13 protein-coding genes are annotated in these 13669 nt (G+C 63.3%); 7 read left to right on the forward strand and 6 right to left on the reverse strand.

What is annotated here, in order from left to right:
* Nucleotides 1–81: 81 nt before the first annotated feature.
* The 3 genes from hisD to mnmA are packed head-to-tail and all read right to left on the reverse strand — an operon-like array spanning nucleotide 82 to nucleotide 3171.
* Nucleotides 82–1371, reverse strand: a complete 1290-nt coding sequence (hisD, locus tag ACZ5ZH_RS10435) for a histidinol dehydrogenase (RefSeq protein ID WP_449474391.1) — start codon at nucleotides 1369–1371, stop codon at nucleotides 82–84.
* Nucleotides 1361–2023 (reverse strand): ATP phosphoribosyltransferase, encoded by a 663-nt coding sequence (hisG, locus tag ACZ5ZH_RS10440; RefSeq protein WP_449474392.1) that lies wholly within the window; start codon nucleotides 2021–2023, stop codon nucleotides 1361–1363. Before hisG ends, hisD begins: the two co-directional genes overlap by 11 nt.
* A gap of 41 nt (nucleotides 2024–2064) precedes the next feature.
* Nucleotides 2065–3171, reverse strand: coding sequence for a tRNA 2-thiouridine(34) synthase MnmA (mnmA, locus tag ACZ5ZH_RS10445; protein WP_464771462.1), 1107 nt, complete (start codon nucleotides 3169–3171; stop codon nucleotides 2065–2067).
* Nucleotides 3172–3294: 123 nt separating this feature from the next.
* On the opposite strand from mnmA, the gene ACZ5ZH_RS10450 reads away from it, so the two are divergent.
* The 3 genes from ACZ5ZH_RS10450 (at nucleotide 3295) to ACZ5ZH_RS10460 (ending at nucleotide 4463) form a co-directional block, all read left to right on the forward strand.
* Nucleotides 3295–3591 (forward strand): hypothetical protein, encoded by a 297-nt coding sequence (locus ACZ5ZH_RS10450; RefSeq protein ID WP_464771463.1) that lies wholly within the window; start codon nucleotides 3295–3297, stop codon nucleotides 3589–3591.
* A gap of 107 nt (nucleotides 3592–3698) precedes the next feature.
* Complete coding sequence (sciP, locus tag ACZ5ZH_RS10455) at nucleotides 3699–3998, forward strand: CtrA inhibitor SciP (protein ID WP_097092542.1); 300 nt, start codon at nucleotides 3699–3701, stop codon at nucleotides 3996–3998.
* 210 nt (nucleotides 3999–4208) lie between these two features.
* A complete protein-coding gene (locus ACZ5ZH_RS10460) occupies nucleotides 4209–4463 on the forward strand; it encodes a GlsB/YeaQ/YmgE family stress response membrane protein (RefSeq protein ID WP_449474394.1) in 255 nt (84 codons plus the stop codon).
* Nucleotides 4464–4530: 67 nt separating this feature from the next.
* On the opposite strand, the gene ACZ5ZH_RS10465 is transcribed toward ACZ5ZH_RS10460, so the two are convergent.
* On the reverse strand, nucleotides 4531–4779 hold the full coding sequence (locus ACZ5ZH_RS10465) for a GlsB/YeaQ/YmgE family stress response membrane protein (RefSeq protein WP_460986944.1): 249 nt from the start codon (nucleotides 4777–4779) through the stop codon (nucleotides 4531–4533).
* A gap of 175 nt (nucleotides 4780–4954) precedes the next feature.
* Here ACZ5ZH_RS10465 and ACZ5ZH_RS10470 point away from each other — a divergent pair, with 175 nt between their 5' ends.
* The 4 genes from ACZ5ZH_RS10470 (at nucleotide 4955) to ACZ5ZH_RS10485 (ending at nucleotide 11825) form a co-directional block, all read left to right on the forward strand.
* Entirely contained in the window at nucleotides 4955–6124 is a 1170-nt protein-coding gene (locus ACZ5ZH_RS10470; RefSeq protein WP_464771464.1) for an efflux RND transporter periplasmic adaptor subunit, read from the forward strand.
* A 24-nt stretch (nucleotides 6125–6148) separates the two neighbouring features.
* On the forward strand, nucleotides 6149–9310 hold the full coding sequence (locus ACZ5ZH_RS10475) for an efflux RND transporter permease subunit (RefSeq protein ID WP_464771465.1): 3162 nt from the start codon (nucleotides 6149–6151) through the stop codon (nucleotides 9308–9310).
* A 67-nt stretch (nucleotides 9311–9377) separates the two neighbouring features.
* Nucleotides 9378–10643, forward strand: a complete 1266-nt coding sequence (locus ACZ5ZH_RS10480; RefSeq protein WP_464771466.1) for a DUF445 domain-containing protein — start codon at nucleotides 9378–9380, stop codon at nucleotides 10641–10643.
* 99 nt (nucleotides 10644–10742) lie between these two features.
* Nucleotides 10743–11825, forward strand: coding sequence for an alkene reductase (locus tag ACZ5ZH_RS10485; protein ID WP_464771467.1), 1083 nt, complete (start codon nucleotides 10743–10745; stop codon nucleotides 11823–11825).
* A gap of 120 nt (nucleotides 11826–11945) precedes the next feature.
* On the opposite strand, the gene ribH is transcribed toward ACZ5ZH_RS10485, so the two are convergent.
* Both ribH and ribB read right to left on the reverse strand, forming a co-directional pair.
* Nucleotides 11946–12368 carry a 6,7-dimethyl-8-ribityllumazine synthase gene (gene ribH / locus ACZ5ZH_RS10490; protein ID WP_196224790.1) on the reverse strand — a complete coding sequence of 141 codons (423 nt, stop codon included), beginning with the start codon at nucleotides 12366–12368 and terminating at the stop codon, nucleotides 11946–11948.
* Between the two features lie 15 nt (nucleotides 12369–12383).
* Nucleotides 12384–13667: a 3,4-dihydroxy-2-butanone-4-phosphate synthase gene (gene ribB / locus ACZ5ZH_RS10495; RefSeq protein ID WP_460986949.1), complete on the reverse strand. Its 1284-nt coding sequence runs from the start codon at nucleotides 13665–13667 to the stop codon at nucleotides 12384–12386.
* Between the last annotated feature and the right edge of the window lie 2 nt (nucleotides 13668–13669).

The raw sequence follows: 13669 nt of genomic DNA on the forward strand, positions 1-13669 counted from the left end.
TAGCCGTGCGGGCTGGCCTGTCGAAGCCCTGCCCTTCTTGAAGAAAATACTGCCCCTCGACAAGATTGGGGCGAACAGAGGTTATTTGAGCCGCACCGCCACCGAGGCGGCATGGGCAGGCAACCCCTCCGCCTCCGCCAGCGCGACCGCCGCCGGGCCGATGGCATCGATCGCAGCCTGATCCAGGCTGAGGAAGCTGGTGCGTTTCATGAAGTCGAGCACCGAGAGTCCCGAAGAAAAGCGTGCACGGCGCCCCGTGGGCAGCACATGATTGGGGCCTGCGACGTAATCGCCGACAGCTTCGGGGGTCATGCGGCCCAGAAACACCGACCCGGCATGGCGGACCTGCGCGAACAGGGCGTCGGGATCGTCCACCGCGAGTTCCAGATGCTCGGCCGCGAGACGGTTTACCAGCGGCATCGCTTCTTCCATATCGCGCACGAGGATGATCGCGCCGTTTGCCGCCCAGCTGGTCGTGGCGACTGCCTGCGTCGACAATAGCGGCAGTCGTTTTTCGACGGCCGCCGCCACGGCATCGGCGAAAGCGGCATCGTCGGTGAAGAGGATCGACTGGCTGGTCGGATCATGCTCCGACTGGCTCAGCAGGTCAGCGGCGATCCAGTCCGGATCATTTTTACCGTCGGCGACAACGACGATTTCCGACGGCCCGGCTACCATGTCGATGCCGACTACGCCGTAAAGCTGACGCTTGGCTTCGGCGACCCAGGCATTGCCAGGGCCTGTGATGACATCGACCGGTTTGATCCGATCCGTGCCATAGGCGAGCGCAGCCACGGCCTGCGCGCCGCCCACGCGCCAGATTTCCTCTATCCCCGCAATGCTGGCAGCGGCAAGGACGAGCGGGTTGATCACGCCATTGGGCGTCGGCGTCACCATGGCGATACGTGACACGCCAGCCACCTTGGCGGGAATGGCGTTCATCAACAGCGAGCTGGGATAGGCTGCCCGGCCGCCCGGCACGTAAAGCCCAGCCGCGTCCACCGGCTGCCAGCGCGCGCCCAGCCGTACGCCAGCGCTGTCGGTGCCGTCGCTGTCCTGCGGTCGCTGCTTTTCGTGATAGGCGGTGATCCGCGCCGCCGCGAGTTCCAGCGCCCCGCGCAACTCAGGCGAGATGCCGTCCAACGCGGCGCGGCACTCGGCGGGGGTAACCGCCCAGCCGCTTGCCTCCAGATCGTGCCGGTCGAACCGGCTGGTGTAATCGGCCAGCGCGGCGTCGCCTTCGGCGCGGACGCGCTTCAGGATTGCCGCGACATCGCGCGACACATCTTCATCCGCCTCGCGTCGGGCATCGACCAGCGCCGTGAAGGCAGCAGCGAAATCAGCGTCGCGGCTGTCGAGCCTAAGCGGCATCGCGCTTCCCCACGGCCTTGCGGAAGCTTTCCACCAGCGGCGCCAGTTCGGCCGACCGCATCTTGTAGGCAGCGCGGTTGACGACAAGGCGCGCCGACACCTGCATAATGACATGGGTTTCGACCAGCCCGTTTGCCTTGAGCGTCGCGCCTGATGATACCAGATCGACGATCCGGCGCGACAGGCCGAGCGAGGGCGCGAGTTCCATCGCACCGTTCAGCTTCACGCATTCCGCCTGGATGCCGCGCGCCTCATAATAGCGGCGCGTGAGGTAAGGATATTTGGTGGCGACCCGCACATGGCTCATCGCGGCCTCATCCTCGCCCGCAAGGTCAACGGGTTCAGCGACCGACAGACGGCAATGACCGATGTCGAGATCGACCGGCGCGTAGAGTTCCGAATAATCGAACTCATCGACCACGTCCGAACCGACGATGCCGATCTGCGCCGCGCCATGGGCGACGAAGGTCGCGACGTCGAAGGCGCGCACGCGAATGATCGAGATATCGGGCCGGTTGGTGGCAAATCGCAGCGCCCGGCTTTTCTTGTCATGAAATTCCGCTTCAGGCTCGATACCGACGCGCGCGAGCATCGGCAGCGCTTCATCGAGGATGCGGCCCTTGGGAATGGCGAGTGTGAGCGGACGAGTCATGACCGGCGGGCCTTAGCCGCGCGCGCCACAAAGGACAATATTCATGCAGCTTGCGCCAGTACAGCCTCGGTGGCCTCGATCCAGCCGCCGCCCAGTACCCGGTCGCCCGCGTAGAGTACGGCGGCCTGACCCGGCGCCACGCCATATTCGGGTGCGTCGAACATCAGGCGATCACCCTCCAGTCTTGCCGGAACAGGCTTTGCCATCGACCGCACCTTGGCGGTGAGCGGCCCGCTGAAGTCGCCGCCAAGCCAGTTTATGTCGCTCAGCCGCGCCGCCGACACCGCGAGCGCCGCTTTGGGTCCGACGATCACCCGCCGAGCATCCGCGTCCAGACGGACGACATAGAGCGGCTCGGCCTGCCCGCCGATCTCCAGCCCCTTTCGCTGGCCTACGGTGTAGTGGATCAGCCCCTTGTGCGTGCCCATGATGCGGCCGTCGATATGGACGATCTCGCCACCTTCATCGGCGTCCGGGCGAATCTTGCGAACCACGCCAGCATAATCGCCATCGGGCACGAAGCAGATGTCCTGGCTGTCCGGCTTCAGCGCCACCGACAGACCCAGTTCGGCGGCGATTTCGCGGACTTGCGGCTTGGGGAGACCGCCCAGCGGAAAGCGCAGATAATCAAGCTGCGCCTGGGTGGTAGCGAAGAGGAAATAGCTCTGGTCCCGCGCCGGATCGGCCGCGCGGTGCAGTTCGGCGCCCTGCGCTCCTTCGACGCGGCGGACATAATGGCCGGTCGCCAGACAATCCGCGCCCAAATCGCGCGCGATCTGGAACAGGTCGGTGAACTTCACGCCCATGTTGCATTTGACGCAGGGGATGGGCGTCCGCCCCGCCATATATTCATCGGCGAAGTCGGCGATGACGGAATCCCTGAAACGGCTTTCATAATCGAAGACATAATGGGCGATGCCGATACGGTCGGCGACAGCGCGCGCGTCCCGTATATCCTGCCCCGCGCAACAGCTGCCCGTGCGGCCGACAGCGGCGCCGTGATCGTAAAGCTGTAGCGTCACGCCGATGGTTTCGGCGCCCGTACGCGCGGCAAGGGCGGCGACGACGCTCGAATCGACGCCGCCAGACATGGCAACGACGATTCGCCGCTTCGCAAGCGGTTCGGGCAACTGGAACTGGGGCTGCATGGCCGGGCATATAATCGTCCGCGCCGTTGCATTCCAGCGGGATTCCACGCCGCGCGCTGCAAAGCGTCGTTTCGGCCCCGCGAGTTTACCGGACCTTATCCTTTTTTCGCTACCTCCCTTCCCATGGATTTTGGTTTCCTTCGGGCAGGCGGGCTCAAACCCGCCAATGCCAGACCCGTCAGTCGGCCGCATGCGCCGGTCTGGCCGCTGCTGCGCGCCGCCTCGGCGGCGGAGCAGGCGGCCAGCCCGACCGCGCGGGCGGTGGCCGGGGTCCTGCGGGGGCAGGATGAGACGAGCGACTGGATCCAGGATTTGGCCGAAGTGTTCGCGCCACGTCCGGACGGCATGATCGAGGCCGCGCGCCCGACGGGAAGCTTCAACCCGTTGATCGCACAGCATTTAAGAGTGGGACAAGGATGATGAAGGGGGCGTTTACCGTGGCGCTTTAGCTGATCTTCAGGGCTGACGCGCATACCGGTTGCCGCTGCTGAATTCGGCAACGCCAGTGCCGCTTTTTGAGGGTGAGAATGATAGAAAATCAAAAAATCCGACCTGCTCAGGTCGTCGGGCCGCTCGGGGAACCCTTGACTCTGGAGAGCTTGCCTCCCGCGAATACGACCCGTTGGGTCGTCCGTCGCAAGGCCGAGGTGGTCGCCGCCGTCAACGGTGGTTTGTTGACCGTCGATGAGGCCTGCGCGCGCTATTCGCTGACGCTTGAGGAATTTGCAGGCTGGCAGCGCGCTGTCGATCGGTCGGGCATGCACGGCCTGCGTGTTACGCGGATCCAATATTACAAGTCGCTCTACGAACGGCAGCAGAAATACTGATCCTCCGTGTCCGGCTCAACGCCGGACAGCGAAGGATGCAGGCACATCAAGGGCCGCCGGATGCAAATCCGGCGGCCCTTTCACTTGGATCGCGCACCGATTCACCGGCCATTGTCAAGCCAGAAACATTTCCCAGGGAACGCGAAGCCGACTTCGCCGTTAAATACATCAGCCAACCCGCTGGGGGCGGTGGTCCAAGGAGAGTGTGAAATGGGTATCATTTTGTGGCTTGTTGTCGGCGGCATCATCGGCTGGCTTGCCAGCATGGTCATGCGCACCGATGCGCAGCAGGGCATCCTTCTAAACATCGTGGTGGGCATAGTCGGCGCCTTTATCGGCGGCCTGATTTTCAGTGGCGGTTCGATCAATGAGGGTCTGACGCTGTACAGCTTCCTCGTGTCCCTCGTGGGTGCGATCGTGCTGCTTGCCATCGTCAACCTGGTCCGTCGCGGATCAATGCGTTAACCACCCCGGAAGCTAAGCTGGCGGGTATGAAGGGCTGCGTTTCGACGCGGCCCTTTTCGCCGTTCGTTCAGCCGCGCCCCGCAAACCAGCGATAGATGGCCAGAACGGCTATCGAGCCCAATACGGCCGCAAGAAAGCTCGCCTGTTCGTCCGCTTCATAGACACCCAATAATCGACCGACATAAGCGGCGAATAATGCCCCAGCTATTCCCAACAGGATCGTAACCACGCATCCACCGGGATTTCTGCCCGGCATCACGAAACGGGCAATCGCTCCTGCGAACAGGCCGACGATGATCCAACCTAGTAATTCCATCCTAGCCTCCCGTCCACTTCATGCCGCATAGCGCCACAGGCGCATGAATTTGGCAAGCAAAGGCGGCCAGCCCGCGTTGCTCCGCCGATGTGCAAAGTGTATTGAGGGTTGAGCCGGGTGATGTATTCATATAACACAGCGCCGGTCGGCCCGTCGGCCGAATGATGGAATCAGGATGAATTACGAAACTCAGGTGGCCGGAGATGTTCCGGCGCGCGTCTTTGGCGAAGAACCGCGCCCTTCAAGGCGGCGGGCGCTTACGATTGGCGCGGTGATTGCGATCATCCTGATTGCCGTTGCAGCCTGGATCAGCATGCATGGCAAGAGAGGGGATGGAGCAGCCCCTGCGGAAGACGCGCCGGTCGTCACCGTCCTTGTGCCAGGCCAGTCGGTCGTGGCCCGCACCGTCAGCGGCACGGGATCACTGGCCGCGCGTGTGGAAATGCCTGTCGGCGTCGTCGGTGAGGGCGGGCAGGTGACGCGCGTGCTGGTGCAACCGGGTGATTGGGTTCGCGCCGGGCAGGTGCTTGCGGTGATCGAACGGTCGGTACAGGCGGAGCAGGTTCGTTCACTTGCCGCACAGGTAGAGGTAAATCGCGCCGATGCGAAGCTGGCTCAGGCGCAGCTCGACCGTGCCCAGGCCCTTGTGAAGCGCGGCTTCATCAGCCGGGCCGATATCGATCAGCGCACAGCCACGCGTGATGCCGCCAACGCCCGAGTGAATGTCGCGGTTGCACAATTGGCCGAACAGCGTGCCCGGACGGGACGGCTTGATATTCGCGCCCCTGCATCCGGGCTGATCCTGACCCGCGACGTCGAACCCGGTCAGATTGTCGGTTCGGGCAGCGGCGTGCTTTTCCGCATGGCCAAGGATGGCGAGATGGAACTTCTGGCCCAATTGAGCGAGAGCGATCTCGCCACGTTGCGGCCGGGAAACAGCGCGACGGTCACCCCTGTCGGTGGCCAGACGGAATTCACCGGACGCATTTGGCAGGTTTCGCCGGTCGTTGATCCACAGACGCGGCAGGGCATCGCGCGCATCTCCATACCCTATAACAAGGCGATCCGCCCCGGCGGATTTGCCGCTGCCCGCATCGTCAGCGGCACGGCAACGGCCCCGCTGCTGCCGGAGTCCGCCGTGCAGACCGATGCCAAGGGACAGTTTGTCTACATCGTCAACGCGCAGGACGAGACCGAACGGCGCGGCGTCGAGGTCGGACAGGTCTCCCCGAAGGGCGTTGCGGTTACGCGAGGCCTGAATGGCGGCGAACGCATTGTCGCATCGGCAGGCGCCTTTCTGCGGCCCGGGCAGAAGGTGCGGCCGCAAGTTCAAAAGGCCGGGTAAGCCCGCGCAGGCGAGGAAGCCGTCATGAGTTTTCGTAATATGTCGGCCTGGGCCATCCGCAACCCGGTGTCCCCGCTCGTGCTATTCGTCGCCCTGCTTCTCGCGGGGATGGTCAGCTTTGGCCGCATGGACATCAACCAGCAGCCCGACGTCACCTTCCCCATTGCTCAAGTGCTGGTACTACAACCGGGCGCCGCGCCGCCGGAACTGGAAACCCAGGTAACGCAGCGTGTCGAGGCCGCCGTGCGCGGTATCAGCGGCGTTGACGAGATCACCTCGACCGTCTCCGAAGGCAATTCGATGACGATCGTGCAGTTCCAGATCGGAACGCCGATCGATCGGGGCGTTGCCGACGTCAAGAACGCTGTCGACCAGATCCGTAGCGAACTGCCAGAAGGCATATTGGAACCGCAGGTGACGCGGCTCGATGCCGATCGTCCGATCGCCTATTTCAGTGCCGAAGCGACCGACATGACGCTGGAACAATTGTCATGGTATGTCGATAATACTGTCGCCAAGCGCCTGCTTGCTGTGCCGGGCATGGCGGCGGTCAGGCGTGGTGGCGGCGTCACCCGCGAAATTCGCGTTATCCTCGACCCCGCCAAGCTGCAGTCGCACGGCGTCACGGCCGCGCAGGTCAATCAGCAGTTACAACAGGTCAACCTGAACGCGGCAGGCGGCCGCACCGAAATCGCGGGAGCCGAGCAGGCGATCCGCGTGCTCGGCAATGCGCAGGACGCCTATGCCCTGGGCCAGACCCAGATCGCCATCTCCGGCGGCCGCACCGTCAAGCTGTCCGACCTTGCCGATGTGCGCGACATGTATGGCGAACAACGGTCGCTTTCGCTGATGAATGACATGCAGGTGACGAGCTTCAGCCTGGAAAAGGCGAAGGGATCATCCGACGTCACCGTGTTCGACAATGCGATCAAGGTGCTGGACCAGCTTAAGAAAGAAAATCCGAAGATCCGTTACAAGGAACTCTTCAACAGCGTCGATTATACCAAGAGCCAATATCATGCGGCGATGCAGTCCATGATCGAAGGCGCGGTGCTGGCGGTTGTCGTCGTGTTCCTGTTCCTGCGTGACTGGCGCGCGACGATTATCGCCGCCACGGCAATCCCGCTGTCAGCCATCCCGACATTCTGGTTCATGGACATGATGGGCTTCACGCTCAACGTGACCTCCTTGCTGGCGCTCAGCCTGGTCGCGGGCGTGCTGGTCGATGACGCCATCGTGGAAATCGAAAATATCGTGCGCCACATGCGCATGGGCAAGACAGCCTATCAGGCATCGATCGACGCGGCCGACGAGATCGGCCTGGCAGTGCTGGCGACGACGATGGCTATTGTCGCGGTATTCCTGCCAGTTGCGCTGATGCCCGGCGTTTCGGGCCAGTTCTTCATCCAGTTCGGCATGACCGTCGTGGTCGCGGTGCTGCTCAGCCTGGCCGTCGCTCGCCTCATTACGCCCATGGTCGCGGCCTATTTCCTCAAGGCGCACGGCAAGGAAAGCCATGGCGAGGGCTGGCTGATGGACGTCTATATGCGTGTGCTGCACTGGTCGCTCGATGAAAGCCGGGCCAAAGCCTATCGCGCATCAGGCGCCCGCCCCCGCTTTGCGGCCTGGCTGCGCGACCACCGCATCTGGACCGTCGGCATCGGGGGGCTGGCCTTCATCGCCACGCTGCTCGCCTTCGGGACGCTGCCAATGGCATTCCAGCCATCGATGAACACCGATTACAGCCAGGTGAAGATCGAAACCGTGCCCGGCAGCACGCTACAGCAAACCACCGCAGTCGCCCGGCGCGTTGCGGACATGTTGACCGCCGACACCAAGTTCGTCAACGCGGCCTTCGCCGACATCCAACCGACCAGCGCCAACATCTATCTTACACTGAAGAAGGACCGGCCTGCTTCCTCGGTCGAGTGGGAACGCAGCATGGCGCCCCGCTTCCAGCAAATTCCGGATGCCCGTGTGAACTTCCAGTCGCAAGCGGGTGGAGGCATGGGCCGTGACGTTACGATCATGCTCGGCAGCGACAATGCCGCGCTGCTGGATCGTGTCGCTAACAAGCTGGTTTCCGAAATGAGCGGCGTGAAGGAAGTCCGGTCGCCCCGGGTCCAGGGCGACATGAATAGGCCCGAGATCATCATCAAACCCCGATTCGACCTGGCCGCGAGCCTGGGGGTCACCACCGCCGCGCTCAGCCAGACCATTCGCGTGGCCACGATCGGCGACATAGACCAGAATACGGCCAAATTCTCGCTATCGGATCGCCAGATTCCCATCCGCGTGGCCGTGGCCGAGGACAGCCGCAGCGACATCGCGACGATCGAGAACATGCCCGTGCCGACCGTCAGCGGCGGTTCGGTTCCGTTGAAGGTGGTCGCCGATATCGAATTCGGTGCCGGGCCGACGCAAATCCGTCGCTATAACCAAATCCGCCGGATCGTCGTCGATGCCGACTTCGCACCCGGTATCGTCAGCAGTCAGGCCATGAAGAAGATCAACGCGCTGCCCACGATGAAGGAAATCAGTGAAGGCCGTATCCCGGGCATTCAGAAGATCAACACCGGCGAATCGAAGTGGCAGGCAGAAATGCTCAAGAACTTCACGGTTGCGGTCATTTCCGGCATCCTTCTGGTGCTCGCGGTGCTGACACTGCTCTACAAGCGGTTGATGCCGCCGTTCGTCAATCTGGGATCGCTGCTGCTGGCGCCGCTCGGCGGGGCATTGGCGCTGCATCTTACCGGGCACCCTATCTCCATGCCGGTGATGATCGGCATCTTGATGCTGCTCGGGATCGTCGCGAAGAACTCCATTCTGGTGATCGACTTCGCGCTGGAGGAAATCCAGAAGGGCGTGCCTCGGTTCGACGCGATCATCGATGCGGGGCACAAGCGCGCACAGCCGATCGTCATGACCACCGTCGCTATGGTTGCGGGCATGGTGCCCACCGCCATCTCGCTGGGCGGCGACAGCGCATGGCGCGCGCCCATGGGCATCACAGTGATCGGCGGTTTGCTGCTGTCCACGCTCCTCACCCTTGTGATCGTGCCCGCGACATTCAGTCTGGCTCTTCAGATCGAAGGATGGGCAGGTCCGCGCCTCAGCCGCCGTCTGCTCACATACAAGCCTGGGGACGATGCAAAGCATGAGGGAAATGCACAACCGGCGGAATGATGTCAGTCGGCTCGCCTGAAAGAAGCGCATGGCTGAACGAAACGGCGGCGTAACCGTTGGACGGACAATGAATCAGCTTCCCGTTCCCCCGATCGCCGCCGACGTGTCTGTCCGGCCGCCGCGCGACATGCGGGTGGTTGCGACGGGCATGTTGATCGCGATGGCGCTGCTGTTCCTTGCCGCGCGATCTACCGTCCATCTGCATCCAGCTATCGGTTTCGTTCAGGCATTTGCGGAAGCCGCGATGGTGGGCGGCCTTGCCGACTGGTTCGCCGTCACCGCCCTGTTCCGGCATCCGCTGGGCCTCCCTATCCCGCACACGGCGATCATCCCGCGCAACAAGGACCGGATCGGCGACACGTTGGCCTTTTTCCTGCGCGACAATTTCCTGACCCCCGCCGTTGTTGCGCGCAGGATGCAGCGGCTGGACGTCGCCGCCGCCGCAGGACGCTTCCTCGCTAGCCCGTCAGGCGGCGATGGGCGCTTGCGCGAAGGGGCGTCCCGGCTGGTGGCGGACATGCTGGAGGCGCTGGATCAGGAGCGGCTTGGCGGCATGGTCAAGGGTGCGATCGCCCAAAGGCTGCGGGGCATGAATATCGCGCCGCTGATCGGTCAGGCGATCGAGGCGGCAATGCGCGATGGCCGCCATGCGCCTGTGATGGACGGCATTATCCATTGGGCCGATCGCACGCTGGAGGCCAATGACCACCTTATCCGCCAGATGGTGCATGACCGGGCGGGCAAGGTTCTGCGCTGGACGGGCCTGGATGAAAATCTGTCCAACGCCATCATCGACGGGCTGCGGCGTCTGCTGGCGGAGATGGCGGCGGACCCAGCTCACAGTCTGCGCCTCAAGGCCGAAGAGGGCATGGCGAAGCTGGCAAGCGACCTGCAATTCGACGCCGCCATGCAGGAACGCGTGGCCCGCATCCGCGACGAGATCGTGGACAATCCTGCAATGCAGCGTTGGATAGACGGCCTTTGGGAACAGGCACGATCCGGCCTGCTGCGCGCCGTCCGCGATCCGGGCAAGGCGATGGCGGGGCGGCTGGGCGAGGCGCTGCGCCAGCTGGGCACCACGCTTCAAGACGATGCCCGCCTTCGCCTGCTGATCAACCGCTTCGTGCGCCGCGCGGCTGTCGGCGCGACGGCCGCCTATGGCGATTCCATCGTCAAACTGGTGAGCGAAACCGTGCGCGGCTGGGACGCGGGAACCGTGACCAACCGCCTCGAAAGCGCTGTCGGCCGCGACCTTCAATATATCCGGATTAACGGTACTTTGGTCGGTGGCCTTGTAGGATTGGCCATTCATGCGGTCGACACACTGTTTTGACATCTTGCCACGAACAGGCTTGAAAGCCTGATCACCGATCCCTAGCTGGCGTCGGCAAGCTTATGCGTTGCAAATTGCAACCGTAATAAGGGGATTTTCATGACCAGCCTCTTCGATCCTGTTCAGTTGGGCGCCATCAAGGCCCGCAATCGCATATTGATGGCGCCGCTCACCCGCGCCCGCGCCAGCCGCGATCATGTGCCGACACCGATCATGGCCGACTATTATCGCCAGCGCGCTTCGGCCGGCCTGATCATCAGCGAAGGCATAGGCGTGTCGCGTCAGGGACTAGGCTGGCCCTTCGCACCGGGCATCTGGACGGCTGAGCAGACGGAGGCCTGGAAGCCGATTACTCAGGCCGTGCATGAAGTCGGCGGCCGCATCTTCGCGCAGCTCTGGCACATGGGTCGCCTCGTCCATTCCAGCGTCAGCGGGCAGCAGCCCGTATCTTCCAGCCCGATCGCCGCGCCCGGCCACGCCCATAGCTATGAAGGCAACAAGCCCTATGAGCAGCCCCGCGCGTTGGACGCAGAGGAAATCCCGGCTCTGATCGCCACCTATGTCACAGCCGCGCGCAATGCCCGCGAAGCCGGATTTGACGGCGTTCAGGTTCACGCCGCCAACGGCTATCTGCTCGACGAATTTCTTCGCGATGGCGTCAACCAGCGGCAGGACATCTATGGCGGCAGCCCCGAAAACCGTGTCAGGCTGCTGCGCGAGATCACGCAAGCTGTCGCCGACGCCATCGGTGCTGACAGGACGGCGGTGCGGATTTCAATCAACGGCGCGTCGCAGGGGACGGACGACAGTGATCCCGCCAGCCTTGCCATCGCCATTGCCAAGGCGCTTGACCCGATCGGCATCGCCTTTCTGGAGATGCGCGAGCTGCGTCCGGACGGCAGCCGAGGCGCGAGCAACGTTCCGCGTCAGTCGCCGCTCGTCCGCCGTCATTTCAGCGGCCCGCTCGTCCTGAACAGCGATTATGACGCGGGGCGGGCGCAGGAGGATCTGGACAGCGGCCTTGCCCAGGCGATCAGCTTTGGCCGCCCGTTCATCGCTAATCCCGACCTGCCGGATCGCCTGTCGCTAGGGGCTCCGCTGAACCGCTTGAGCACCGATACGCTCTACACGCAGGGCCGCGAGGGCTATGTGGATTATCCGGTTCTCGCCAAGGCGGGCTGAACCTTATGGAGAAAGGGCCGCTCCGAGGGTCGGCCCTTTCTCCAAAAAAGAAGTGAAGCCCTTCGACAAGCTCAGGGCGAACGGGATTAAGAGGCGATGCTCTTTTAAAGCCCGAAGCGCCTAGGCGCCGAATTTCTCGCGCAGGCCCAGCATGGCGATCGCGGCTTTGGCCGCTTCGCCGCCCTTGTCCTTCTCATCCGGCTTGGCGCGGGTCAGCGCCTGCGCCTCATTCTCGACGGTCAGGATGCCATTGCCGATGGGAATGCCGTCCATGCTGAGCGCCATAAGGCCCCGCGCGCTTTCGTTCGACACCACTTCGAAATGATAGGTTTCGCCGCGGATCACCACGCCGATCGCCACGAAACCGTCATAGCGTCCGGACTCCGCCGCCAGCGCAACCGCGCCGGGGATTTCCAGCGCGCCGGGCACCGTCACCACTTCATATTTATGCCCTTCCGCCTCCAGCGCGGCCACCGCGCCTTCGATCAGAAGGTCATTGAGATGTTCGTAGAAGCGGGCTTCAACGATCAGGAATTTCGCCACGGCCGATATCCTTTTTTATAGCTCGACGGGTCGATGCCCAACCACGGCAAGGTCATAGCCGTCAAGCGCGATGAGGCTGTGGCTGGAATTGGTGAGCAGGATCATGTCGTGCACGCCGAGTTCAGCGAGGATTTGCGCCCCTACGCCATAGTCGCGCAATTCGTCCATGCCGCTGCCAGGCTGGCCAGCATGATGGCGCAGGATGCGGGTCAGGAAATCGGCCGGCGAATTGCTGGTCAGGACGACGATGAGGCCCGCGCCTTCCTTGGCGATGATCTCCATCGACTTGCGCAGGATTTCGCAGCGGGGGCCGCTGGCGCCGTAGACATCGTCGAGCAGCGAAAGCTGATGCACGCGCACCAGCGTCGGTTCGTCGGGCGAAACATGGCCCTTTTGCAGCACCAGCTGTTCGCTTTGCGTCGCCTTGTTATAGAAGCTGATCGCCTTCCAATCGCCGCCCCACTTGCTGTTGAAGACCGTTTCGGCGCGCCGTTCGACCATATGGTCATGACGGCGGCGATAGGCGATGAGGTCGCGGATCGTGCCGATCTTCATCTTGTGCTTCTGCGCGAAAGGGATGAGGTCGTCGAGGCGCGCCATGGTGCCATCGTCTTTCATCACTTCGCAGATCACGCCCGACGGGTTGAGCCCGGCGAGACGCGCCACATCGACAGCCGCCTCGGTATGGCCGGTGCGCACGAGCACGCCGCCATCCTTGGCCACGAGGGGGAAGACGTGGCCGGGGGTCACGATGTCATCGCGGCCCTTGGAGCCATCGATCGCCACGGAAATGGTGCGCGCGCGGTCGGCGGCGCTGATGCCCGTGGTCACACCCTCGCGCGCCTCGATCGACACGGTGAAGGCGGTTTCATGCCGCGTGCCGTTGTTGCGGCTCATAAGGTCGATGCCCAGATGATCGATCCGATCCTTGGTCATCGCGAGACAGATGAGGCCCCGGCCATGCGTCGCCATGAAGTTGATCGCATCGGGTGTCGCCATCTGCGCCGGGATCACCAGATCGCCTTCATTTTCGCGGTCTTCATCATCGACCAGGATGAACATGCGGCCGTTGCGCGCTTCGTTGATGATTTCTTCCGGGGAGGCAAGCGCAGTGCCGCCCTCGCGCCGCGCCAGATAATTTTCAAGCTTGCCCAGCGTTTCGGCGGTCGGGTTCCAATCCGTTTCGCCCAGTTTCCGCAGGGAGTTGGCATGAAGGCCCGCAGCGCGCGCAAGGCCCGACCGGGACATGCCCCCTTCATTGACCAGCGTGCGAACGGTATCGATAAGCGCGGAAGACATGA

Source organism: Sphingobium sp. TomMM7A (assembly GCF_055397305.1).